Raw genomic sequence first — 21,491 nt, forward strand, 5'->3', positions numbered from 1 at the left:
TCATCCGGCGACCACGCTGGGGCCGCGGGCGGGCAGCGGCAGCCGGGCAAAGCGGCGCCACACTCCCCGCCCCTGCCGCTAGTTGCCGAGGTCGTTAGCGCGGACGGCACGCGGGTCAAGCCGCCCCCTCGGCCCCGGGACAGGCCGCCTGTCCGTGGATGGATCACCGCGGCTTGACGCGCGGGCCGGCCGCGCGAAAATCTAAAAGCGGGAGGGGCGGGAGGCCGCCAACAGCGATACAGGCCCGGGACGGTGCAGCCTGGCGCCGTCCCCGCCGCAACGGAACAGGCCCACCCCGAACCGGTGCTGCTGGCAATGGCCGCCCTCGCCGTCCGCAGCCGCGGCAAACGCTGAGGCGGGACGAGGCCACCGGAGTCACGGGAAACGAAGGTCACGGGCCGCCGGGTGAGGGGAACAGGCCGGCGAGGGCCTTGTCCACCTCCTGGTAGGCCTTCATCGCCTCGTCGACGCCCTTGATCGTCGCGTCGATGTCCTTCTCGATCTGGTCGAGGCCGTACTTCCACTTCTTCTGGAAGGTGTTGCAGGCCTGGTCGAGCTTCTTGGTCCCGACGCGGTCGGCGTCGGTCTTGTTCATGGCCGCCATGGCGTCGGTCATCGCGGCCTGGGCAGCCTGGAGTTTGGTGACCAAAGCGCGCATCTGGTCGACGTTGACCTGGAACATCTCGGTACCCATCAGACTCCCCTGCCTGTCGAACGGAGCCCGGCCTGCGCCATGAACTCCTCACCTGCGTAAGCCCGCACGCCGATCGGCAGCAGAACCCGTACACCGCTGCCCGAGCTGTCGGCGATGTGGACCAGATCAGCCTGGAACCGGGCCATGGCGTCGACGTCGTCGGCCACCCCGAAGGCGTCGGCGCGCTCCATCAGCGGTACGTAGACCCCGGCCCATCCGAGCCGGGCACCGCCCCAGGCGACCGCGTCGGCGGGGCTCCGCACGACGCCGAACACGGACTGCCCCAGGAAGACGACCTCTTCGAGCTGGTCCCAGCGGAGCGAGACCGGCTCGGGCGCGTCCTTGTGCCAACCAGCGGTGTTCAACGAGACGTTGCCGATCGGGCGCCCCTTCTTGTCACGCCGCACCGACTCGACCGAAGACCGCGGCAGGTAGCCGAAGGGCGCTTCGAGGTTGAAATCGACGTCTCGGCGGTCGACGACAGCCACGAACGGCGTATTTGCGGGAAACACCCCGGCCGCCAGAGCACGCCGGTCCGACTCCACGTCCGTGACCGGCCAGTACGGCATCGGCGGCGCCGGAACGTACCGAACCCGGCCCGCACCGGCCACGGCCAGCACGATGCCGCTCCGCAGGTCCCCTGCGCACAAAACGGATCCGGTCCCGCCGCCCGGGACGCTCTCCCACACCTTGCGTCGCCAGGGCGGACCGGGAATGCGTCCGCGCCGCGTGCCGACCGTCACCGTCACGTTGCTGAACTTTCCGTCCACGGGCTGCATTTCGAACGTCGCCGGTTCCACGGGGAACGCCGTGAGCAGGCGACGGACGGAACGGGCGTCGGCGCGGCCGGTCAGGACAAAGCCGATGAACTGAAGCCACGCCGCGACAAGGACGACGGGGGCCGCAACCGCCATCGCCGAGTCCTCTGGCACCAGCCGGGCCACCGCGATCAAGAACCAGGCCCAACCGACAGCGAGGAAGAACGTGCTGACCACCACACGCCCCCGCCGCTCGCGGTTGGCGCGCAGCAACAGGTCGTCGCCCACCTTCGCGTCGCTACTCATCCGAGGATCGCCCGAATGTCCGTGCCGCCAGCGGGCGGCGGAACCGGTGAGGAGAGACTCGGTGGTTCACCGTCGAACCAGAACGTCGTCGCGATCCCCGCCACGAGTTCCTCGTACTCACCCAGGACGTCCCCGTCGATCGTGGAGCACTCCAGGACCGCTATGAGCGTTCCGGTGGGATCCACGACGGCCGCGTGCGCCTGGTGGGCCAGTCCGACCTCTCGCCGCCCGTCCTCGTCGCCTCCGACACCCGTCGCCGTGACCGGAACGCTGCTCGACCACTTCACCGCCGGGCCCGCGGGCACGTCGAATTCCTCGGGCTCACAGGCCCACTTCCCCCGCACGAGTCCGGCCACGGCATGCCGGGTGGTACCGCTGTCGGGTATCTCGCACGTCAGCGTGGTCAGCGTCAGGCAGCAGGTGCTCATGGTGCCGTCCTCCCGCTGGAAGGTCCCCATCGCGAACAGGCGTACGCCCTGACCCAATAGATCGAGCACCAGACTCATCGCGGCTCCCACCGCCGCCTCGGCTTGCCGCCGCCCCGCGTCGTCCGCGAACGAGTCGATGAACTCTCGGCATCGGAGTGCGAGTTCATTCGGGTCTCCGGCCAGCGGAACCGCGTGGAATCCCGGAGGAAGGGACAGCCACACAGACCGCTCGGACGCCGCGACCGCCGCCCCCCGCTCAACCGCTGTATCAAGCACGATGTTCTCCTGGTCAGCGCGTCGCGACGATGGCCGGACCGACACTCGTCAGCAGGCCGAGCGAGTCGAAGGCCGACGTGTCGACGTCAACGCCGAACTTGTCCGCCACGTATGCGGTACCGCTCACCGCGACCCCGGTGGCGGCCAGGGCCTTGCCCATGTCCTCGGCGGTGACCGCCACGGAGCCGAGCGGGATCATCAGGCCGTTCTTCGCGGCCCTCGCCCCCTCGATCGCCTCGGAGGCCGCGTTCACAAGGACGTTCGCGCCGCCGCTCTTCGCGGCGTCGACGGCGGCCTGGAAGCCCTGCGCGGCACCGGACACCACGCCGGTGCCCGCCCGGGCGCCCGCGACGGCTCCGGTGACCACCGACTTCGCCGCACCGAAGCCGGGGATGACGCCCGCGACGTCGGCACCGACGGAGAGCCAGTTCTTCCAGTCGCCCGGATTCTGGATGAGGTCCTTGCTGTGCCCGGCCGCCGCGGCCGCGCTGACCGCGCCGGCGGCCATCAGCAGAACCACGCCCGCGGTTCCGCCCGTTCCGACGATGAGCGCGGCCGTCGCGAGCACGCCCGCGACGATGGCCAGAACGTCGGCCGCGTCGGCGAGTTTGTCGATCGCACCCTTCACCGCGTCCTTGATCGAACCCCAGACGCTCTTCTTCGGCTTGTGCGGCGCGATGTCGTCGGCGTCGTCGAGGCGGGACGCGACGCCCTTCGCGTCGTCGTCGTGCCGGTCGTCCAGTTGCTCGGCACGGCGCTTGATGTCCTTGAGGGCGTCCTGCGCGTTCTTCAGGTCGGCGTTGGCCCGGTTCACCGCGCCGACGGCCGCGTCGTAGCGCTGCTGGAGGCTGCTCAGCTCGGCGTCCGTCTCAGCCTTCGCACCGGCCAGTTTCAGGTCGGCGTTGCCGGACGCCTGCTGCGCGGTCTGGTCCGCGGCGGCGAGCTTCTGCTTCGCGGCGGCGGCCTCCGCCTCGAGGTTGCGGGCGGTGTCCTGATGGCCCATCAGCATCGTGTGCCACTGGGCAAGTTCACCGGCCGCACGACCGAAAGACTGCTGCGCCTTGTCGAGGCGCTTCGGCAGGTTCTCCCGCATGTCCTTGCGGAACGCGTCGGCAGCTTTGCCCTGCCAGGCCGAGCTGTCGGCGTTGGCCACGGTCTGCGTCGCCGAACGTGCCTCGTCGAGCGCGACTTTCGCGCGGTTCAGCGCGTCGACGAGGCCCTGCACGTTGTCGGGCACACCCTGGGCAGGGTCGAAGCCCAGATTCGGGTACGCGGCCGGATTTCCACTCATGCTCGACCTGCCCGGCGCCCGACCGGAGTGTTCGGACATGCAGAAGGCACGACGCATCATCCCCCGTTGATCGCGTCCTCAGGCGCGCTCGCGCGTCGCCGCGGAGCGGCGCAACCGACGGGCCTGGAATGACAATTGGCTGCAAACGAACGTTCGTTCGCTGCTGAGGCGACATGCTAGCGCGCCCCTTCATTCCTGTGTCCAGCGAGGGCTGAGCGGGACCGGGATCTCGGCCCAGACGACCTTGCCGTGCGGGCGGCGCTCCGCGCCCCAGGTTCCGAGCGAGGCGAGGACGGCGAGCCCGCGCCCGTCCACGGCGCCGTCGTCGGCCGGTGGCGGGACCGCCCGCGCGATCTACTCCTCCGCCCAACCACCGCTCTCGCCCGACGAGATCGAGGCCAAGGTCGAGGCTCGGATGGCACGCAAAGAGATCCTCACGCGTGCCGACCCGACTCAGGTCTGGATCGTGCTCGACGAGGTCGTGCTTATGCGCTGGCCGTCAGGCGCTTCCATCGTCAAGCCCCAACTGCAGACGCTGCTCGACTTGGGCGACTTGCCCAACGTTACGGTCCTCGTGGTTCCGATCAACCACGGCGTGCATGCGGGCCGCGACGGCTCTCAAACTCTTTTGTCGTTCACCGGCTCCGACGACCTCGGATACGTCGAGCCGCCGGGCGGTGGACTGGTGATCTCGGACTTCATGAGAGTTGCGTCCCTGCGGCGTCGCTACGATCTTTTGTTGACGGAAGCCTTGTCATCAGACAAGTCCGCGCAGCTGATCCACTCTCGTATGGAGGGTTCGTGAGCGACACGGGGCGAGTTTGGCGCAAGTCGACGTACAGCAGCGAGCAAGGCGAATGCGTCGAAGTCGCCCACAGCGAATCCGCCCTCATCCCCGTCCGGGACAGCAAGGACATCTCTCGCGGTGTCCTCACCGTCCCCATCACCTCATGGGCGGCGATGACCGCTGGTCTCAGCCGTCAGTAGGCCGTCACGCCAACGGCAGTTCCATGACCAGCTCGCGGCTGAGGCCGTCCGGGGTGGGGTCACCGAGGATGTCCGTGTGCTGGAAGCCGTTGCGTTCGTAGGCGTGGGTGGCTCGGGTGTTGTCGGGGACCACGGACAGGCGCAGGACCGTGTTGCCGCGTTCCGCCGCCCAGCGGGCGATGTCGGCTATGAGAGCGTCGACGACGCCGTGGCCGCGGGCAGGCGGGGTGACGAACATCGAGATCAGTTCGGCGACGCCCGGCTCCTCGTCCGGACCCGGGATGCCCGAGGCCATCGCGCTCGGCCGGCCGTTGACGAGGGCGACCAGGTTGTACGAGCCGGGTATGTCGAGGCGGGCGCGCCAGCGTTCCTCGCGGTCGCCGTCGCCCTGCCATTCGGCCAGCGTCGTGCCGAACGCGTTCGGCGCCTCGGTCAGGGCCTGGAGGCGCAGGTCACGCCACAGGGGCCAGTCGTCGGCGGACAACACGTGCATTTCGATCATGCCGGGGATAGTGCACGGCGGACCGCGCGCCCGGCAACGGGATATCCGGCTACATCAGGTACGCGCCCGAGACCAGGCCGTTCAGGATCGCGTCGGCGGTGGTCTCGGCGTCCCAGTGGGTCGAGTCCAGCGCGTGGGGTTCGTAGGTGCCGAGGTCGCGGAGTCGGCGGTGGAGGTCGAGGACCGGTTCCGGGTCGGTCAGCGCGTCCGGGTCGCGGGCGGTGGCGCGGGCGAGGGTGGTGGCCTCGTCCGGGCGCAGGACCACGTAGTGCAGTTGGACGCCGCGGGCCCGGGCGGCGTCGCGGAAGCGGTCGATGAACCACGGGCCCACGACGCCGTCGGCGACCACCTGGTAGCCGCCGGACGCGTAGCCGGTCGCGGCTTCGGCGAACACCTGGGTGACGACCTCGTTCTGGCGGTTCGCCTCCGGCAGGTACGGCGGGATCGATCCGCGTTTGATGACGTGCCAGAAATCGTCGCCCCGCAGGTGGACGCTCGGCCTCAACTCCTGGGCCAGCAGCCCCGCCACGGTGCTCTTGCCCGCGCCGGGCGGGCCGGTCAGGACGAGGACGCGGCCGATCGGGGGGATGGTCATCTGACGGATCGTAGACGAGGAGCCGCCGCGCATCGACGCGGATTCAACCGATCGGCGCCGCCTCGATCTCGCGGACCTCGGTGTCCTTGCCGAACAGGCCCTTGAGGATGTCGGTGATGCCGTCCCGCATCGCCGCGCACGCCACCGGGTCGACGAGTGACGCCAGCGAGGCGATGCCTAGGTCGAAGCGGCTGGTGAAGGTGACCAGCGACCCGTCCGGCGTCTCGTCGATCCGCCAGGTGCCGGTGAACTTCGCGAAGTCACCCTTGGTCTGGGTGAACTCGATGACGCGCGCGGCCGGGTCCAGGTGGTCGCGTTCGCTCCAGATCAGGATCCCGCGCCGGAAGGTGACCTCCCACGTCGAGTCCAGCAGCCCGTCGGAGGAGCTGTGGCGGACCGTCACGTTGCGGACGTTGTCCGTCAGTTCCGGGTAGCGCTCGAAGTCCGCGACGAGGGCGAACGCGTCGTCGGGCCGGCGGCCCGGCAGTCGGGCGTCCAGCACAACCGAGCATTCCATCTGGGTGGTTCCTCCCCTAGTCGGCCCACGAGAACGCCGGTGCGTGCCGGTTCGGCGCGTTCAGTTCGCGGATGAGGCGCCGGACGGAGACCCGCCACGCCTCCTCGTAGTCGTCCCTGCCGAGCGGTACTTCGCCCGCGATCAGCGCGTCGAGCGAGCTCGGCAGCTTGTCCGGGATCACGACGAACCCGCACACCGCCAGCAGCCCGTCGAGCTTCTTGAGGTCCTCCGGTGACAGCACGTCCTCGAAGGCGGGCCGCACGAGCCGGTCGACGATCGACGGTTCCACGATCCGGATCTCAGGTACGACCAGACCCGCTTCGCCTCCGACCTCGCGGACGAGTTCGATGAAGCGCGGTATCGACAGCGCGTGCTCTCCCGCCGTGGCCCAGTAGTCGCCGTCCCGGACTTCGCTGTCCAGCACGGCCCTGACGCACCGGGCGACATAGTCCTGCGGCACCACGTCGACCTGCGCGCCCTCGACGGCCGGGATGAACGGGATCGTGCCGCGCAGCGTCGCCTCCGCGAGGCTGTGCACGCCTTGCGACTGCCGCATCTCGCCGGTGCGCGAGTCCCCGATGATGACCGACGGCCGGACGATCACGGCGTCCAACCCGCAGCCGCGCACCATGCGTTCGCCCGCGAGCTTGGAGCTGACGTACTCGTCCGGCCGCGCCGACGACTTCGCCGCGTCGACCGCGCCCAGCGTGCCGCCCAGGTCGACGTGCCGCACGACGAAGGCCGTGCTCACGTGCACGAGCAGTGCGTCCGCGTCCGCCGCGAACTCGACGACACGACCCAGGCCTTCGATGTTGACGCGGTCGACCTCGGCCTGGTCGGCGGTGAAGTTCACGATCGCCGCCGAGTGCACGACCACGTCGACCTCGGCGCAGAGTCTGCGGTAGTCACCCGCCTCCAGCCCCAACCTGGGCGCGGTCAGGTCGAGTTGTACGACCCGCCCGGACCCGGCGGGCAGTCGGCGGTGCACGGCCGCGACGACCTCGTACTCGTCGAGGACGGCCAGCAGAGCCGTCCCGAGCACACCGCTCGCGCCGGTGACGAGCACACGCGCGCGGCCGCTCACCGCCGGGCCTCCGCCCCGCGCGGGAACCGCTTCGCGCACGCGGCGCACGCGCGTTCCACCGCCTCGACCAGCGCCCGTTCCTCGTCCTCGGTCAGGACGGCCGGCGGCGTGAAGCGGATCACCGGCAGCGCGTTCATCGAGTGGTTCGCGATGACGCCGGCGTCCAGCAGGTCGAGCAGGAACTCCGCGGCCAGGTGCCCGTCCACGAACTCGACACCGATCAGCACGCCGCGCCCGCGGACGTCGGCGACCAGGTGCGGGATGTACGTGTCGACCAGCCCGTTCAGCGCGGCGAGCAACCGCTCCCCGAGCAACCGCGCGCGGTCGACGAGCCCCTCGCGTTCGATCGTCTCCACGGTCGCCCGCACCGCCGCCATCGCGACCGGGGCCGCCGAGAACGTCGAGGTGTGCAGGTAGGGGTCCGCGTCGAACGGCGCGAAGTAGGCGTCGTTGACCACCGTCGCCGCGACCGGCACCATCCCGCCGCTGAGGCACTTGCCGACCAGGATCACGTCCGGCACGACGCCTTCCAGGTCCGCGCCCCACCACGCGCCGAGCCTGCCGAGGCCGGTCATGACCTCGTCGAGCACCAGCATCGCGCCGCGTTCGCGGCACAGCGCCTCGACCGACTTCAGGTAGCCGCCCGGCGGCAGGACGACGCCGCCCTCGCTCTGGATCGGCTCGACGATCACGCACGCGTCGCTCGCGTCGTCCCCCAAGGCGCCCGCCAGGGCGGGGGCGTCGCCGTAGGCGACGTGCACCGCGTCGGGCAGCAGCGGCCGGAACGGGTCCTGGTAGACGGCGCGCGCGGTCAGCGTCAGCGCGCCCATGGTCTTGCCGTGGTAGCCGCCGACCATGGAGATCAGGCGCCGCCGCCCGTTCGCGCGGGCGATCTTGATGGCGGTCTCGACCGCCTCCGCGCCCGTGCACGAGAAGTGCACCTTGTCCATACCCCGCGGGGTGATCCGCGTCAGCGCGGCGGCGGCCCGCGCCGCGGCCTCGTTGATGAGCACGCGCGTGGACAGCGCCTGGCGCTCCAGCTGGCCGCGCACGGCGGCGAGTACGGCGGGATGCCCGGCGCCGACGAAGAACGTCCCGTAGCCGCCGCAGTTCAGCAGCTCGCGCCCGTCCTGGCAGCGCACCCGCGCGCCCTGGGCGGCCTCTTCGACGGGCAGGTCGAGCAACGTCGCGACCCGGCCCTGGCCTTCGCCCAGATGTCTGCGGTAGAGATCGATGATGTCCGAACGATCCAAGGGCTCCACGACCTCGGATGGTTCGGCCAACTCACGGGACTCAAAAGGTGTTTCGTCTCGTTTGTCATCAGACACGCGAGCCAAGCTACCCACGCGCGGACGGCCGACGTCCACCGTCGGGTAACCGCCCGGTTTCGCCGACGCCGCGACCGCACGGTTATCGCGCGGTGGGTCGACTCCCGGCGCTCATGGCTAGCTTGGCGGCGTGGACAGCATCCAGCCCGGTCCGGCGCCCTCCGCCGAACCGTACGAGCAGATCACGTACGCGGTCGCCGACCGCGTCGCCACGATCACCCTCAACCGCCCCGCCGCCCGCAACGGCTACACGCTGCGCATGAGCGAGGAGTTGGTCGACGCCTTCGACCGCGCGGACGTGGACGACGACGTTCGCGTGGTCGTCCTCGCCGGGGCCGGCGACCACTTCTGCGCCGGACTCGACCTGGCGCCCGAGGAGATCGCCGCGATAGCCGCGAACGCCCCGGAAGGGGAAGGCGACGAGTGGTCCGAGCCCGCAGGCGCGTGCACGATGAGGATGTTCACCATGAACAAGCCCGTCATCGCGGCCGTCCAGGGCGCGGCGGTGGGCGCGGGGGCGACGATCGTGCTCGCCGCCGATTACCGGCTCGTGGCGAGCGACGCCCGGTTCGGCTTCGTCTTCAGCAGGCGCGGCATCTACGCCGAGGCCGCGTCGACGTGGTTCCTGCCCCGCATCGTCGGGCTGGGCGTCGCGCTGGACTGGCTGATCACCGGACGGGCGTTCGACGCGCGCGAGGCGATGGCGTCCGGACTGGCGCACAGCGTCCACGAACCCGACCAGCTGCTCCCGAAGGCGTACCGCCTCGCCGGGGCCATCGCGGCGAAGACCGCGCCGGTGTCTGTCGCCGTGATCAGGCGGATGGTATACCGGATGAGCGCGTTGGAGTCTCCCGCCCCGGCGCACCGCCTGGACTCGAGGCTCATGGCGGACAGCCTGCAAAGCCCGGACGCCACCGAGGGGTTCGACGCTTTCCTGCACCGCCGCGACCCGCACTTCCCGGGTCGGATCGGCAAGGACCTGCCTCACTACCTGCCATGGACGGCCGCCTCCGAGGAGGGATCATCTCAGCCGCAGGAGCAGTCACCGAGTCCGTGACCATCGCGGTCGGACCGAAGCCGGCGTACGACGTCGTCGTCGACGTGGGCTCGATCGGCAGCCGCAGCCCGGAGACCGTCGGCGTGACGCTGCGCGACTCCCGGGCGCTGGCCGTCGGGTCGCGGTTCACGGGGCACAACCGCAACGGGCGGTTCCGCTGGTCGACCCGTTGCACGGTCGTCGCGGCGGACGCGGGACGGGAGTTCGCCTTCGACGTCGCGTCCGCGGGCTTCCCGATCTCCTCCTGGCGCTACGAGTTCGCGCCGACGGAGGACGGAACCGGGACCGTCGTGACCGAGACCTGGTACGACCGGCGCGGGATGCTGATGAAGGCGCTCAGCACGGTGGTGACGGGCGTACGCGACCGGCCCCCGCACAACCGGCGGACCATGCAGGCCACGCTCGCGGCCCTCAAGACGCAGTTGGAAGAGCGGCCGCACGAGCAGCCCGAGGGCGACGCCCCCTAACGACTCGTGCCCAGGCCGGACGGCCTGGGCACGAGCTGTGGCGGGCTAAACGTTTAGGGACACGGGTTGTGCGGGGGCTTGTGCTCCGGCGGCTTGTGCTCCGGCGGGCACGGCGGCTCATGCTGCGGGGGCTTGTGCTCCGGCGGCTTGTGCTCGGGCGGGCACGGCGGCTCGTGCGGTGGCGGCACGTGCGGCGGCTTGTGCTCCGGAGGCTTGTGCTCCGGCGGGCAGGGCGGCGGCGGGCAGTCGTCCTTGTGCCAGGACGGCGGGGTCCACGGAACGTGGCCGTGCACCCACAGCCCCCAGTGCTCCGAGTGCTCCGGGTACTCCACGCCGATGCCCCGGGACGCGTCCTGGTCGTCCATGGTGTCGGCCATGGCGGCACCGGCCGGGCCCAGGGCGACGATGGCCGCCGCCAGGATGAACGCGCCGCCTAGTCGTTTCCCCCCACGGCGCCGGTCGGTACCGGCGCACGAAGTCCTTCTCATCCGTCTTCTCCTTCCGCCGTGGCCACTTGCCGCGGCGCATTTCATGCTGCGGCCGGGCATTTCATCCCTTTAAGCGACACACCCCAGCCGAAGGGGTGAATGTGCGTAACCACACGGACGGACGGTCGTAGGCGCGCAAAGGTCGGACGACCGGGCCCCACTATCCCGTTGGCGGACTCCAGCGCTCGGTCAACGCGGCAAGCCGCAGCAGCCCGTTCGACGCGGGTCCCGCCGCCGTCAGCGCACGCAACGTCTCGGCGTCGTCGCGCTGTTCGAGCCAGTGCTGGACCCGCGCCTGGGCGGCCGCACGGGCCGCGCGCGGCATGCGGGCGTAGGCCACGTGGCGTACCGGGCCGTGCCGGAAGGTGTACTGGGCGTCGCCGTCGACGGCGCTGCTGGGGGCGCGGTCGAGGAGGCCGTGACGGGCCAGGGCGTCCAGCAGGGCCTCGGTCTCGCGCGTGCCACGTTCACAGGCAGCGGCCACGGCGCCGGACCACACGGTGTCGCCGACGACCGCGGCATCACGCAGCACCGTCTTGGCCTCGTCCGGCAGCAGGTCGAGGCGGGCGGCGATGACGCGGCGGACGGCCTTCGGCAGCAGACGGGCGGCGAGGTCGGGCGCCGGAACGGCACGTCCCGGGCGCACACCGTCCACGAACGAACGGACGAACTCGGCGGCGAAGAACGGATTGCCGTCCGCCAACGACACCAGCAGCGCGGCGAGTTCGTCGTCCGACGCGACGGCCGGTTCCGGCGGCAGGCCGTGCTCGCGAAGCAGGTACCGGACCTGCCGGTCGACGTCCTGGTCCGACAGCGGCCGGAGGGCCACCTGCGTGACGGTGTCGGCGGCGCTCCACTGCGGACGCCGGCCGGCGAGCTCCGGACGAGCCGCCGCAAGCACGAACAGGCCGCTGTCGGCGCACTGTTCGCGCCCGGAGACACCGCGCGCGGTGCGATCGACCAGATCCAGGACGGTGTCGTCAGCGGCATGCAGGTCGTCAATGAGTACGGCCACCCGACGCCGCGCGGAGAGGCGCTCCAGGAAGACCCACCACGCGGTGACGATCGATTCGAGGTCGATCGTCTCGCCCAGCTCCTGCCCGGCGCCGAAGGCCGCATAGAGCCGTGACAGCAGCCATTCCGCCTCCCGCGGCGTCTCGGCCGCGGCGTGGACGTGCTCCCAGAGCCGTTCGCGCAGGGCCTCGGGCGTGGCAACAGCCGCGCCGAGCGCGGCCCCCGAGGTCCGAGCAGCCCGGACGCCGCCCCCAACCTCCACGCCCACCCCGCCCTCACACACCAACCCGCAGCAAACACACAGCCCTTCGGCGATCAGCCCGAGCAGGCTCTCATCAACGAGCCTCGGCACCATGTGGACCACAAGCGGGTCCGTGTCCTCCCGCTTGGCGTCGCGGCGCACGACCGCCTCGAACTCGCCGAGCAGCCGGCTCTTGCCGAGCCCGGCCTCGGCCGTCACGACCACCGGCCCGCCACCCCGACCCGCACGGAAGGCCTCCACCAGAAAAGCCAGTTCGTCGTCCCGGCCGAACAACGGAGCACAGGGGGACGACTCGGCGGCCGGGTCACGCAGCCCCGCCGCCGACCAGGCGCACGCGGTGGCGCGGGCGGGCTCATAGCCGACGCGGGTGTCCGTGTTGCGGCGGGTCTCCTCGGTGACCCACACCTCCTGACGCGGGATCAGCGGCAGTGCGGACTGGCACAGGTCGAGCACCGGCCCGGTCACCCGCGGCGCACCCGCGGCCTCGGGCGCGCGACCGGCCTGCGCAGCCTCCGCCTGATACCGGACCAACGCCGAGCCGGTGGCGACAGCGGCGCGCACCGACACCCCGGGCAGCGCCGTCGCCGACCCGCTCCCCGCGATCCGGTGCCGAATCGCCAGGGCCGCGAACACCGCATGCAGCGCGTCGTCGTCACGACTGCGGCGGGCCCCGAAGAACGCCACCCACAGCGAGCCGATCCGGGTCGCGAGCAGGCCGCCGAAACGCGCGATCTCACGCCGGATCGCGGTGTCGGCGCGCTCAAGCGCCGTGTCGATGTCCTCGGCGTCGGCGCGCCCCTGCGTCGGCTCGAAGGTGACCCGAAGAACGAGGGTGGCAACCTCTTTGCGCTCGGTCACGGTGACATCAGCCGCGGCACACACGCCCGACTCGGCGGCGAAGCCGCGCCCGGGATCAGTCAACGGCGCGACGAACACGGAACCTTCGCCCCCTACCCCCTCCCTCAACGGCACCACGGCGGAGGCCGGGACCCTTTGATCCGTCCGCACCCCGACGGCAGGCGGGACCCCTCCCGCTGTCCCCACCACAGCGGAAGCCGGACCCCCTCGGTCCGTCCGCATCGGCCCCGGATACAGCAACCGCGCGTCGTGCGTCAGGATCGCCTGCCGTAAGTCCCGTAACTCACGGCCCGGTTCGAGCCCGAGCTCGTCGACGAGGTCGGCACGCGCGGCGTCGAAGGCGGCCAGGGCCTCGGTCTGGCGGCCGCAGCGGTACAGCGTCAGCATCAGCTGCCCGAGCAGGCGTTCGCGGCGCGGTTCGGCGCGTACCGTCGCCTGGAGGTCGGCGGCGACCGCCTCATGCCGCCCTAACGCCAGCTCGGTCTCGAAGAAGTCCTCGAGCAGGTCCAGCCTGGCATTGCCGACGGCGCGCAGTTCGGGCCAGCGGACGCCGTCCTCCACAAGATCGGCCAGCACCGGCCCGCGCCACAACGCCAGCGCGTCGCGCCACAGTTCGGCGGCGGCCGCGGGCGCCCCGGCGTCGAGTTCGGAACGGCCTTCAGCAGCAAGGGCGCGGAAGCGGTGCAGGTCGACGTGCGCGGGCTCGACGCGCAACAGATATCCGGGCGCACGGGTGAGGAGTTCGACGTCGGGGCGGATGGACTCGGGCGTGCCGGGCTCGGGTTCGAAGAGCCTGCGGAGCCGCCACACGGTGTTCTGCAGGACCTTGCGCGCCGACGCGGGCGCCGCGTCGCCCCACAAGGCGGTGATCAGGCGGCTGGTGGCGACCACCTGGTTCGGGGACAGGAGCAGGTAGCCGAGCATGGCGCGTTGCCGGGTTCCGCCGAGGGGCAGTTCGCTGCCGTGGCGTACGGCGGCGAGTGGCCCGAGGATCCTGAACTGCGTTCCGTACGGCATCCTGCCTCCGGTGCGCTCGGGGGTGCGCGGTCACGTGGGTAACGCATGTGTAGTGCCAGGGCTCGGCCAGTGGACGAAGCGCAGGGCCGCTTCCGGGGTGTCGAGGCCGGGCGCGTGCGTGAGGATCTCGCGTTCGAGCTCGCGCAGGCCGTCGGGCGGCCTGCCTTCCTGAGCCTGATCGGCCCGGCCGAGGGGGCCGGTCTGGCGGGCGCGGCGGGTGCGCCGGCAGGCGTCCAGGGCGTCCGTCTGCCGTCCGCTGCGGTAGAGCGCGAGCATGAGCTGCCCGCACAGCCGGTCGCGGGACGGGTCGGTGTGGTGTGCGACGTGCAGTTCGGGGACGACGTCTGTGTGCCGGCCGAGCAGCAGGTCCGCCGTGACGCGGTCCTCGAAGGCGGCCAGGCCCGCCTCGTTGAGCTCGGCCAGTTCGGGCCACTTGAGGCCTGCCTCGAGCAGGTCGGCGAGGGCCTCGCCGCGCCACAGGCCGAGCGCGCGACGGAGCAGAGCCGCAGCGTCCGCCCATTCGCCGGCGACCAGTCCGGCGCGGCCGCGCGCGGCCAGGTCGCGGAAGCGGGACAGGTCGATGTGCTCGGGCGCCACCTGGAGGCGGTAGCCGTCGCGGGTGGTGACGATCGAGCACAGCAGCTCGTCGGAGCGGCGCAGGCTGGAGACGGCGTTCTGGAGGATCTTGCGGGCGGTGTCGGGCTGTTCCTCGGTCCATAAAGCATCGACAAGGCGGCTGACCGGAACCGTGGAGTTCGCATGCAGGAGCAGGTAGGCAAGGGTGGCGCGCCGACGCACGCCCCCCAGCGGCACAGAAACGTTATTGCGCACGACTTCCAAGGGGCCCAGCACGTTGAAGGGTGTCAAGGATTCCCCCCTGGAAACCTTCGGGGACCCTCGGTGCGGTGCCCCCCGATCCACACCGAACGGATCGTAGCGTGACCATATAGACGAAACGTAGACACTCTGTAGACGCGCGTCGACCTGCTCGGATGCGCCCGCGAAGGTGATGTGGCGCAGCACAACGCGGGTGCAGAACGGGTGTGACGCAAACCAGTCCGAGCCGCACCCGTCACCCTCCGCGACCAAAACGCGGCGACGGACGGTCGCACCGCAGTGTCGGAGCCAACCCGTAAGGTCAAGGGCGCCCCACCATCGGCCCCGACCGAAGCGACGGGCTCACCGAACCCGGCCCGGGCGAGGACGACAACGAACGGCACCGGCCTGGGGGCCCGGATCCGGCGAGAAGGAGGCGGTATGAGCGCGGCGGACCCCGTGCCCGAAGGCTGGCCCGACCGGGCCGCGCGCGCGGCGCTGGTACCGGACCCGCAGGGCGGCGGAGGACGCCTCCAGCCCCTCGCCGAAGACGGCACCCCGACCGGCCCCGCCGCCCGCGCCGCCGACGTGTGGGCCGCCGTCGCCGCAGTCGAAGCGCGAGGCACCGCCCCGCGCTGGGTGTGGGCGGCCGCCGACAGCGGTTACACGCCCATGCTCCCGGGACGCGTCACCCGATGCCACGACCTGGCCCTCACCGAGGCACTCCTGGTCGCACACGACGGCGCCTTCGGACAACCGCGCTCGCTCGGCGCCGCATGGGCACGGCTGCACGGTCTGCCGGTGCCGGACGACCTCGGCGTCGGCGCGGACAGTGGCGACCAGGACAGCCTGTTCGCCCCCGACCGCCTCCAACTACCGCCCGGCACCGACCCGTTGACCGCCGTGGTCGCCGTGCACGCCGACCAGCAAAGGCGCGTCGCCGCGCTGGACGACAGCGACGGAACAAAGGCCAGGTTCCGACTCCTCGTCGCCGCGGAGTCGGCCGGCGGGCTGGTCGCGGCGGAAATGGCGTACGGCGGACTCCCTTGGCGCAACGACGTCCACGACGCGCTGCTGGCCGACAAGCTCGGCCCGCGCCCCGTGACGCGCGGCGCCCTCCCGGCCAAGCTCGCCGAGACCGCACAGCGACTGCAAGAGGCCCTCGGCGGAAGGCCGTTCAACGCCGACTCCCACGCGCAGGTCATCAAAGCGTTCGCGGACCAGGGCGTACGACTGGCCTCGACCCGCACGCGGCACCTGCGGGAGATCGACCACCCGGCCGCCGAAATCCTCATCCACTACAAGGAGTTGTCGCGGCTGCACGCCGCACACGGCTGGGCCTGGCAGGACGCCTGGGTCCGCGGCGGACGCTTCCGCCCCGAATACGTCGTCGGCGGCGTCGTCTCGGGCCGCTGGGCGGGACGAGGCGGCGGCGCGCTGCAGATCCCGCGAATCCTTCGAGGCGCGGTGGTCGCCGACCCGGGCTGGTGCCTCGTCGTCGCCGACGCCTCCCAAGTCGAACCACGCGTCCTCGCCGCGCTCTCCCGCGACGCGGGCCTGGCCCGCACGGCCGCCGAGGGCGACCTGTACCAAGCCCTCGCCGCCGAGGCCTTCGGCGGCGACCGCGACCAGGCCAAGCTCGGCCTCCTCGGCGCGATGTACGGCCAGACCAGCGGCGACATCGGCCCGCTCCTGGCCACCCTGCGACGCCGCTACCCGGCGGCCATGGGCTACGTCGAGGCCGCGGCCCGCACCGGCGAGGACGGCGGCCTGGTCCGCTCGGTCCTGGGCCGCACCTGTCCCCCGCCGTCCGCCGAGTGGCTCGACCGCACCGAAGGCCTGGAACCGGGCGCCGACCGCGCCGACCGCGCCGACGACGACGTGGCCCGCTCGGCCCGCTCCCGCGGCCGGTTCACCCGGAACTTCGTCATCCAGGCCAGCGCCGCCGACTGGGCCCTGGTCCTGCTCGCCGTCCTCCGGGGCCGACTGCACGACGAGGCGGCGCCGGCCCGGCTGGTGTTCTTCCAGCACGACGAGATCGTCGTCCACGCCCCGAAGGAACTGGCGGAGCGGGTCGCCGAACTGATCACAGAATCCGCCGACGAAGCCAAACGCCTGACCTTCGGCCAGACCCCGGTGCGCCTGCCGATGGTCCCGACGATCGTCGAGAGCTACGCCGACGCGAAGTAATGGATGCCCTGACCACTGTGTGACGCAGGTGTGACGCGAACACCCCCCAATGAGGGAGTTCTGGTGATTCGCATACGTGACGGCAAAGTGATGGGGGGTCGAGGCCGCGCCCCCGACCGACTCAAACAGGCGCGGCCCCCGCTGGAACGACCCCCGGCAGCGCAACAAACCCCAGCAACAAAACCCGCCCGGAACCCCAAGCGAAACCGCAGCCCGGCAGCGCAGCGCCAGGAGCGGTGAAGCAGAACCGCAAAACGAAGCAACACCGCAGCCCGGCGGGGAAACGAAACAAGCGCATCCACACCCCGCGCCCCTCCCGCCAGGTGCGAGGTGGTTCAGCGCGGACGGCCCGCGGGTCAAGCCGCAACAGGACAAGGCCAAATGACCAAACGCTGCCAGCATCGGCTTGAGGCGCGGGCCGTCCGCGCGGAACATCAAAAAGCGGGAGGGGCGTCAGGCCACCACCGAAAACCAGGTCAGGAACGGTGCAGGGAAGCCCGCAACCCAAGGTCAGGTCTTCAGCCGCGCCGCGGCAATGAAGTCCCGCAACCCCGCCAACGCCCGTTCGAGCGTCTCCCCGGGCCCGACCGCCCCGCCCCCCTGCGGATCGACCAACCCAGGGTGCCCGGACACGTTCCCGATGGCCAACCCCTCGTAGCCAGGGGAGCCACCGAAGCGTCCAGGGGCATGGGCATGACCCCAGGGAGTCCCGTCAGGACGCAGCCCCCACGCGGTGTCGTCGAGCTTCGCCCGAACGATGCAGGAGTTCCAGCCGTCCATGTCCGGCCCCGGAGTGACGGCGACCTCCCCTCGGCAGCGCGGGCTGTCGAGTTCCCAGGAGACGTGCCAGAGATCCCAGTCCGCGAACGTCCGCAGGATCGACCGGTGGGTCGTACCGTCCCGCTCCGCGGCGGTGAGCCACACCGAGTCGGGACCGTGCTCTTCGACGCGGACGACCGCGTCCAGGTAGTCGGGAATGCGGTGCGGGTCGGCCAGCAGGTGGAACACCGTGTCCTGCGGGGCGGCGACCTCGACCGCGCGCTCGTGGGTGGCCATGGCAACCTTCAATCGCAGCGGAATATCCCCGCGATCAAGACGTACCCGGATCCGTCCACATGAATGCAGGACGGGACGCCAACGAGGGCCGACGGGGGTGAATCCCGTCGGCCCTCGGGACCGGGCGGCCGCACGCGCGGGCGGCGTCACGCCGAGCGCGCTTCAGGTGCGGTTCCGATCAATCGGCCGCTGTCACTGGCGGCCGCGGCCACGCGGACCGTTCTGCTGGCCGCGGGACTGCTTGCGGCCCTTCGCTGCGGGGCGCTGCTGCTGGGCGTTGTCGCGCTCGGAGACCAGCGTCGCGCCTTCGTGCGCGCGCTCTTCGTCGCCGTGTGCCGCGCGAGCGGCGTCCGCGAACATCGGGCTCTTGCTCTGCATGTGCGGCTTGGCCTTCTGCTTGGCCATGGGGTGATCCTCCTTGACGGCCTTACGGCCCCTACCGGATGAATCCGTTGGATCCGGACTCCTCTTCACTGTGACACCGCTCGTCACTCTCCGCCTCTTGAGCGGTCACTTTCCGCTCCCGCCCCAGGTCAGAAGGTCCGCAAGACGGTTGCAAAGCCCCCCGACCACACACCGCCAGCACAACCCCGGAAACAAAACCACCGCCGAACGAGTGAACATGACGGGCATCCATGCTTAGGTGCCGTCAAGGCCCGACCACCACCTGGGGCGCCGATGACAACCACCGTGACGCCCGAACTCGCGCGCCGTCTCTGGCGGGCGATCGAGCCGATCCACGGAGTGGCCTACTACGCCCCCGAGTCCATCGAGGCCACCCGCGGTCTCGGCCTGATCGGTTACTGGATGGGCTACTTCGCCGGGCGGCTCGCTCCCGTCGGAGCGGTGGACGCACGTACGGCATCCGCGCTCAGCTTCGCGTTCGCCCCGCGCCGCGTCGAGCGCGCGATACCGGAGGCCTGGGCCATCGCCGCCCCCGACAAGGTCGTTCAGGCCCGCCTCGACGCGGTGTCCACCACGCTGAAAGGCGCAGGCGCAGAGCGGAAAGCCATCGCCCGGCTCGCCGATCTCTTCGAACTGGCCGTCGAAGGCTGCGCGTTCGAGGGCCGGGCACTGGCCGCCGGATGGGCCGACGTGCCGCGCCCCGCCGACCCGGAGGCCCGGCTGTGGCTCGCGACCGCGGTGCTACGTGAACACCGGGGCGACGGCCACGTCATCGCGGTGACATACCACGGCCTGAGCGGCCTCGAGGCCGGTGTCACGCACGTCGCCACGGGCGAGGTGTCGCGGGAGCTGATCCAGACCACGCGCGCGTGGACGGACGAGGAGTGGGAGCAGGCGGTCGAACGCCTCACCACCCGCGGACTGATCGCCGAAGGCGGCGGGCTCACCGACAAGGGCCGGAACCTGCGCCGGGAGATCGAGGACACCACCGACCGCCTCGCATCGTCCCAGGCCGACACTCTCGGAACCGAAGGTGTCGAGGAGGCCCTCACCCTCGCCGTCTCCATCGGCCGCCGCATCTCGGAACGAGGCCTGTTCCTCGTCCCCAACCCGATCGGCGTCCCCCACCCCTGACCTACCGCCCCTGACCTACCACCCCTGACCTGCCGTCGCGTCAGCGGAAGGCGGCCGCCAGCTGCCTGGCAAGCACGTCCGGCGCCTCGACCAACGACGGGCCGTACCAGGTGAGGTGACGTCCGCTCACCAAGGCGCTCGGGACGGGGGCGAAGGCCTCGGGCCCGTCGTCGGCGGTGAACCGGTACGGCTCGTCGGGCAGAACCACCAACTCGGCGCCACACTCACCGAGTTCATCGATCGGAATCCGCGGGTAGCGGTCGGCGTGCGCCGCGTAGACGTTCCGCACGCCGAGGCGTTCGAGCACGTCCCCCGCAAAGGTGTCGCGGCCGACGACCATCCACGGCTTGCGCCACACCGGCACCACGGCCGGAACCGGCCGGTCGGCGAGCGGCCGGACGTCGTCCCACGCGGCCCGGGCGTCGTCCAGCCACGCCGGCACACCGAAGCCGCACGCCTCCGCGAAGAGCCGTTCCAGCGAGGTGAAGGCCTCGTCGAGCGTCCGGATCCGCGTCACCCACACCGCGACGCCGGCAGACCGCAGCGCGTCGAGGTCCGGTACGCGGTTCTCCTCCTCGTTCACCACGACCAGGTCGGGCGCGAGCCCGACGACCGCGTCGACGTCCGGGTTCTTCGTCCCGCGCACCCGCGCGACATCCAACCCACCCGGATGCGTGCACCAGTCGGTGGCCCCGACGAGGACCCCGGGCGCCGTCGCGGCGACGGCCTCGGTGAGCGAAGGCACCAGCGACACGACACGGCGCACCGGCCGGGTGAGCGGAACATCGAAACCCAGGTCGTCAGTCATGTCCATGCCAGCACGCTAGCCGGACCCGCCGCGACCCAAGACCACTCCGGACCCACACCGACCGCGGACCCACTCCGCCCCGCGACCCATTCCGTCCCCCAACGCGGCCGAGCGCCGCACCGCGGCATGCGGTACGGCGCTCGACTCCGAAACTTCGGCGAGCCCCGCAGGCCCCGAGGTGCGTTGCAGGCCTTACTCGTCGCCCCCGTGGGCCGCAGCCGCAGCCGCCGCGCGGCGCCGCAGCAGGTAGCCGCCGCCGACCAGCGCCGCGGCGACCGCCGCGATGCCGCCGACCGCGAAGCCGCCGGTCTGGGCGAGCGTGCCGCCGCCACTGCCGGTGTTGGTGGTCCCGCCCGTGGTGGTCGAGCCGGCGGCGGCGCTGCCGCCCGTGGTGCCGGTGGTCTGGCCGCCCGCGGTGGTGCCGCCGGTGGTCTGGCCACCGGTCGTCTGGCCACCCGTAGTCTGGCCGCCCGTGGTCTGACCCCCGGTCGTCTGGCCACCCGTCGTCTGCCCGCCGGTCGTCTGACCACCCGCGGTCTGGCCGCCCGTCGTCTGACCACCCGTGGTCTGACCACCGGTCGTCTCACCCGTGGTGCCGCCGGGCTTCTCGCACTCGACCCAGAAGACCTTGTGCTTCGCCGCGCCCTTCTCACCCGCGAAGTTCCAGAACAGCTTGTAGTGGCCGTCCGGCAGGGCGATGTCCTCGGTGCGCTTGTGGCCGTCCTTGTCGCCGACGAGGCCGCCGGTCTTAACCACGGTGCCCTTGTCGTCGTCGCCCGGGGCCCAGACCTGGATCTCCCAGCTGAACTTCTGCTCGGCGTCGAAGAAGAACGCGTCGAGGTAGAACGTGCAGACGTGCGGCTCGTTCTTCGTGAGCTCTTCGCCCGTGGTCGCGTCGTGCACCTTCACCGTGCCGTTGTCCGCGGCGACGGCGAACGCGGCCGACGGGAGCAGTGCGAGAGCGGTCGCGGCCGTGGTGGCGGCGACGGCGCCGGCCACGCGGGCCGGGGCGGAGACAGCAAGACGCATCGCGATCGTCCTTGTGACGTGATGGGGACCCAGGCAGAGGCTCCCAATGAGGCGCTCACCTTCTTGCGCCACACCGCCCACGTCAACCAACGCCCGTACCACACGTCCCTTTTGGCATCATCTG

Annotated in this window: 23 protein-coding genes; 6 read left to right on the plus strand and 17 right to left on the minus strand. The window is 71.3% G+C overall.

From position 1 onward, the window contains the following. Positions 1-391: 391 nt before the first annotated feature. The 5 genes from QI554_RS39810 to QI554_RS39830 all read right to left on the minus strand — a co-directional run bounded on the left by QI554_RS39810 (position 392) and on the right by QI554_RS39830 (position 4,068). Positions 392-694, minus strand: a complete 303-nt coding sequence (locus QI554_RS39810; RefSeq protein ID WP_281477612.1) for a hypothetical protein — start codon at positions 692-694, stop codon at positions 392-394. Next, complete coding sequence (locus tag QI554_RS39815; RefSeq protein ID WP_281477614.1) at positions 694-1,758, minus strand: hypothetical protein; 1,065 nt, start codon at positions 1,756-1,758, stop codon at positions 694-696. Before QI554_RS39815 ends, QI554_RS39810 begins: the two co-directional genes overlap by 1 nt. Beyond that, the gene (locus tag QI554_RS39820) at positions 1,755-2,264 is read right to left on the minus strand and encodes a hypothetical protein (RefSeq protein ID WP_281477616.1); all 510 of its coding nucleotides are present in this window, start codon (positions 2,262-2,264) and stop codon (positions 1,755-1,757) included. The genes QI554_RS39815 and QI554_RS39820 overlap by 4 nt, the downstream gene beginning before the upstream one ends. A gap of 211 nt (positions 2,265-2,475) precedes the next feature. Beyond that, positions 2,476-3,753, minus strand: coding sequence for a hypothetical protein (locus tag QI554_RS39825; RefSeq protein ID WP_281477617.1), 1,278 nt, complete (start codon positions 3,751-3,753; stop codon positions 2,476-2,478). A 189-nt stretch (positions 3,754-3,942) separates the two neighbouring features. After that, on the minus strand, positions 3,943-4,068 hold the full coding sequence (locus QI554_RS39830; protein ID WP_281477703.1) for an ATP-binding protein: 126 nt from the start codon (positions 4,066-4,068) through the stop codon (positions 3,943-3,945). Between the two features lie 37 nt (positions 4,069-4,105). Between QI554_RS39830 and QI554_RS39835 the strand changes: the two genes are divergently transcribed. Together QI554_RS39835 and QI554_RS39840 are read left to right on the plus strand one after the other, a co-directional pair. Beyond that, positions 4,106-4,558 (plus strand): DUF5753 domain-containing protein, encoded by a 453-nt coding sequence (locus QI554_RS39835; RefSeq protein ID WP_281477699.1) that lies wholly within the window; start codon positions 4,106-4,108, stop codon positions 4,556-4,558. Beyond that, positions 4,555-4,740 (plus strand): DUF397 domain-containing protein, encoded by a 186-nt coding sequence (locus QI554_RS39840; protein WP_281477619.1) that lies wholly within the window; start codon positions 4,555-4,557, stop codon positions 4,738-4,740. Before QI554_RS39835 ends, QI554_RS39840 begins: the two co-directional genes overlap by 4 nt. A 4-nt stretch (positions 4,741-4,744) precedes the next feature. Here the strand turns inward: QI554_RS39840 and QI554_RS39845 are convergent, their stop codons facing one another. The 5 genes from QI554_RS39845 to QI554_RS39865 are packed head-to-tail and all read right to left on the minus strand — an operon-like array spanning position 4,745 to position 8,700. Next, positions 4,745-5,242: a GNAT family N-acetyltransferase gene (locus QI554_RS39845; RefSeq protein WP_281477622.1), complete on the minus strand. Its 498-nt coding sequence runs from the start codon at positions 5,240-5,242 to the stop codon at positions 4,745-4,747. 49 nt (positions 5,243-5,291) lie between these two features. Beyond that, entirely contained in the window at positions 5,292-5,837 is a 546-nt protein-coding gene (locus QI554_RS39850) for an AAA family ATPase (protein ID WP_281477623.1), read from the minus strand. A 43-nt stretch (positions 5,838-5,880) separates the two neighbouring features. After that, positions 5,881-6,354 carry a type II toxin-antitoxin system RatA family toxin gene (locus QI554_RS39855; RefSeq protein ID WP_281477625.1) on the minus strand — a complete coding sequence of 158 codons (474 nt, stop codon included), beginning with the start codon at positions 6,352-6,354 and terminating at the stop codon, positions 5,881-5,883. A gap of 16 nt (positions 6,355-6,370) precedes the next feature. Next, entirely contained in the window at positions 6,371-7,438 is a 1,068-nt protein-coding gene (locus QI554_RS39860; RefSeq protein ID WP_281477627.1) for an SDR family oxidoreductase, read from the minus strand. After that, positions 7,435-8,700, minus strand: coding sequence for an aspartate aminotransferase family protein (locus tag QI554_RS39865; RefSeq protein WP_281477628.1), 1,266 nt, complete (start codon positions 8,698-8,700; stop codon positions 7,435-7,437). The genes QI554_RS39860 and QI554_RS39865 overlap by 4 nt, the downstream gene beginning before the upstream one ends. A 196-nt stretch (positions 8,701-8,896) precedes the next feature. On the opposite strand from QI554_RS39865, the gene QI554_RS39870 reads away from it, so the two are divergent. Both QI554_RS39870 and QI554_RS39875 read left to right on the plus strand, forming a co-directional pair. Further along, on the plus strand, positions 8,897-9,823 hold the full coding sequence (locus QI554_RS39870; protein WP_281477630.1) for an enoyl-CoA hydratase-related protein: 927 nt from the start codon (positions 8,897-8,899) through the stop codon (positions 9,821-9,823). Continuing rightward, positions 9,820-10,290, plus strand: coding sequence for an SRPBCC family protein (locus tag QI554_RS39875; RefSeq protein WP_281477632.1), 471 nt, complete (start codon positions 9,820-9,822; stop codon positions 10,288-10,290). The genes QI554_RS39870 and QI554_RS39875 overlap by 4 nt, the downstream gene beginning before the upstream one ends. A 53-nt stretch (positions 10,291-10,343) precedes the next feature. Here the strand turns inward: QI554_RS39875 and QI554_RS39880 are convergent, their stop codons facing one another. The 3 genes from QI554_RS39880 to QI554_RS39890 form a co-directional block, all read right to left on the minus strand. After that, a complete protein-coding gene (locus QI554_RS39880) occupies positions 10,344-10,778 on the minus strand; it encodes a hypothetical protein (protein WP_281477634.1) in 435 nt (144 codons plus the stop codon). Between the two features lie 160 nt (positions 10,779-10,938). Then, on the minus strand, positions 10,939-13,929 hold the full coding sequence (locus tag QI554_RS39885) for an ATP-binding protein (protein WP_281477636.1): 2,991 nt from the start codon (positions 13,927-13,929) through the stop codon (positions 10,939-10,941). Positions 13,930-13,959: 30 nt separating this feature from the next. Continuing rightward, the gene (locus tag QI554_RS39890) at positions 13,960-14,742 is read right to left on the minus strand and encodes an AfsR/SARP family transcriptional regulator (RefSeq protein WP_281477637.1); all 783 of its coding nucleotides are present in this window, start codon (positions 14,740-14,742) and stop codon (positions 13,960-13,962) included. Between the two features lie 444 nt (positions 14,743-15,186). Here QI554_RS39890 and QI554_RS39895 point away from each other — a divergent pair, with 444 nt between their 5' ends. Further along, positions 15,187-16,935, plus strand: a complete 1,749-nt coding sequence (locus QI554_RS39895; protein ID WP_281477639.1) for a bifunctional 3'-5' exonuclease/DNA polymerase — start codon at positions 15,187-15,189, stop codon at positions 16,933-16,935. Between the two features lie 510 nt (positions 16,936-17,445). On the opposite strand, the gene QI554_RS39900 is transcribed toward QI554_RS39895, so the two are convergent. Both QI554_RS39900 and QI554_RS39905 read right to left on the minus strand, forming a co-directional pair. After that, positions 17,446-17,991 (minus strand): SRPBCC family protein, encoded by a 546-nt coding sequence (locus QI554_RS39900; protein WP_281477641.1) that lies wholly within the window; start codon positions 17,989-17,991, stop codon positions 17,446-17,448. A gap of 192 nt (positions 17,992-18,183) precedes the next feature. Then, on the minus strand, positions 18,184-18,396 hold the full coding sequence (locus tag QI554_RS39905) for a hypothetical protein (protein ID WP_281477643.1): 213 nt from the start codon (positions 18,394-18,396) through the stop codon (positions 18,184-18,186). A 273-nt stretch (positions 18,397-18,669) separates the two neighbouring features. On the opposite strand from QI554_RS39905, the gene QI554_RS39910 reads away from it, so the two are divergent. Further along, on the plus strand, positions 18,670-19,530 hold the full coding sequence (locus QI554_RS39910) for an SCO6745 family protein (protein ID WP_281477645.1): 861 nt from the start codon (positions 18,670-18,672) through the stop codon (positions 19,528-19,530). Between the two features lie 40 nt (positions 19,531-19,570). Here QI554_RS39910 and QI554_RS39915 read toward each other — a convergent pair whose 3' ends face one another. Further along, positions 19,571-20,338 (minus strand): helical backbone metal receptor, encoded by a 768-nt coding sequence (locus QI554_RS39915; RefSeq protein ID WP_425528132.1) that lies wholly within the window; start codon positions 20,336-20,338, stop codon positions 19,571-19,573. Positions 20,339-20,530: 192 nt separating this feature from the next. Next, positions 20,531-21,367, minus strand: coding sequence for a hypothetical protein (locus QI554_RS39920; RefSeq protein WP_281477649.1), 837 nt, complete (start codon positions 21,365-21,367; stop codon positions 20,531-20,533). Positions 21,368-21,491 lie beyond the last annotated feature (124 nt).

Source organism: Yinghuangia seranimata, from assembly GCF_029953285.1.
GTDB classification, from domain to species: Bacteria; Actinomycetota; Actinomycetes; order Streptomycetales; family Streptomycetaceae; genus Yinghuangia; species Yinghuangia seranimata.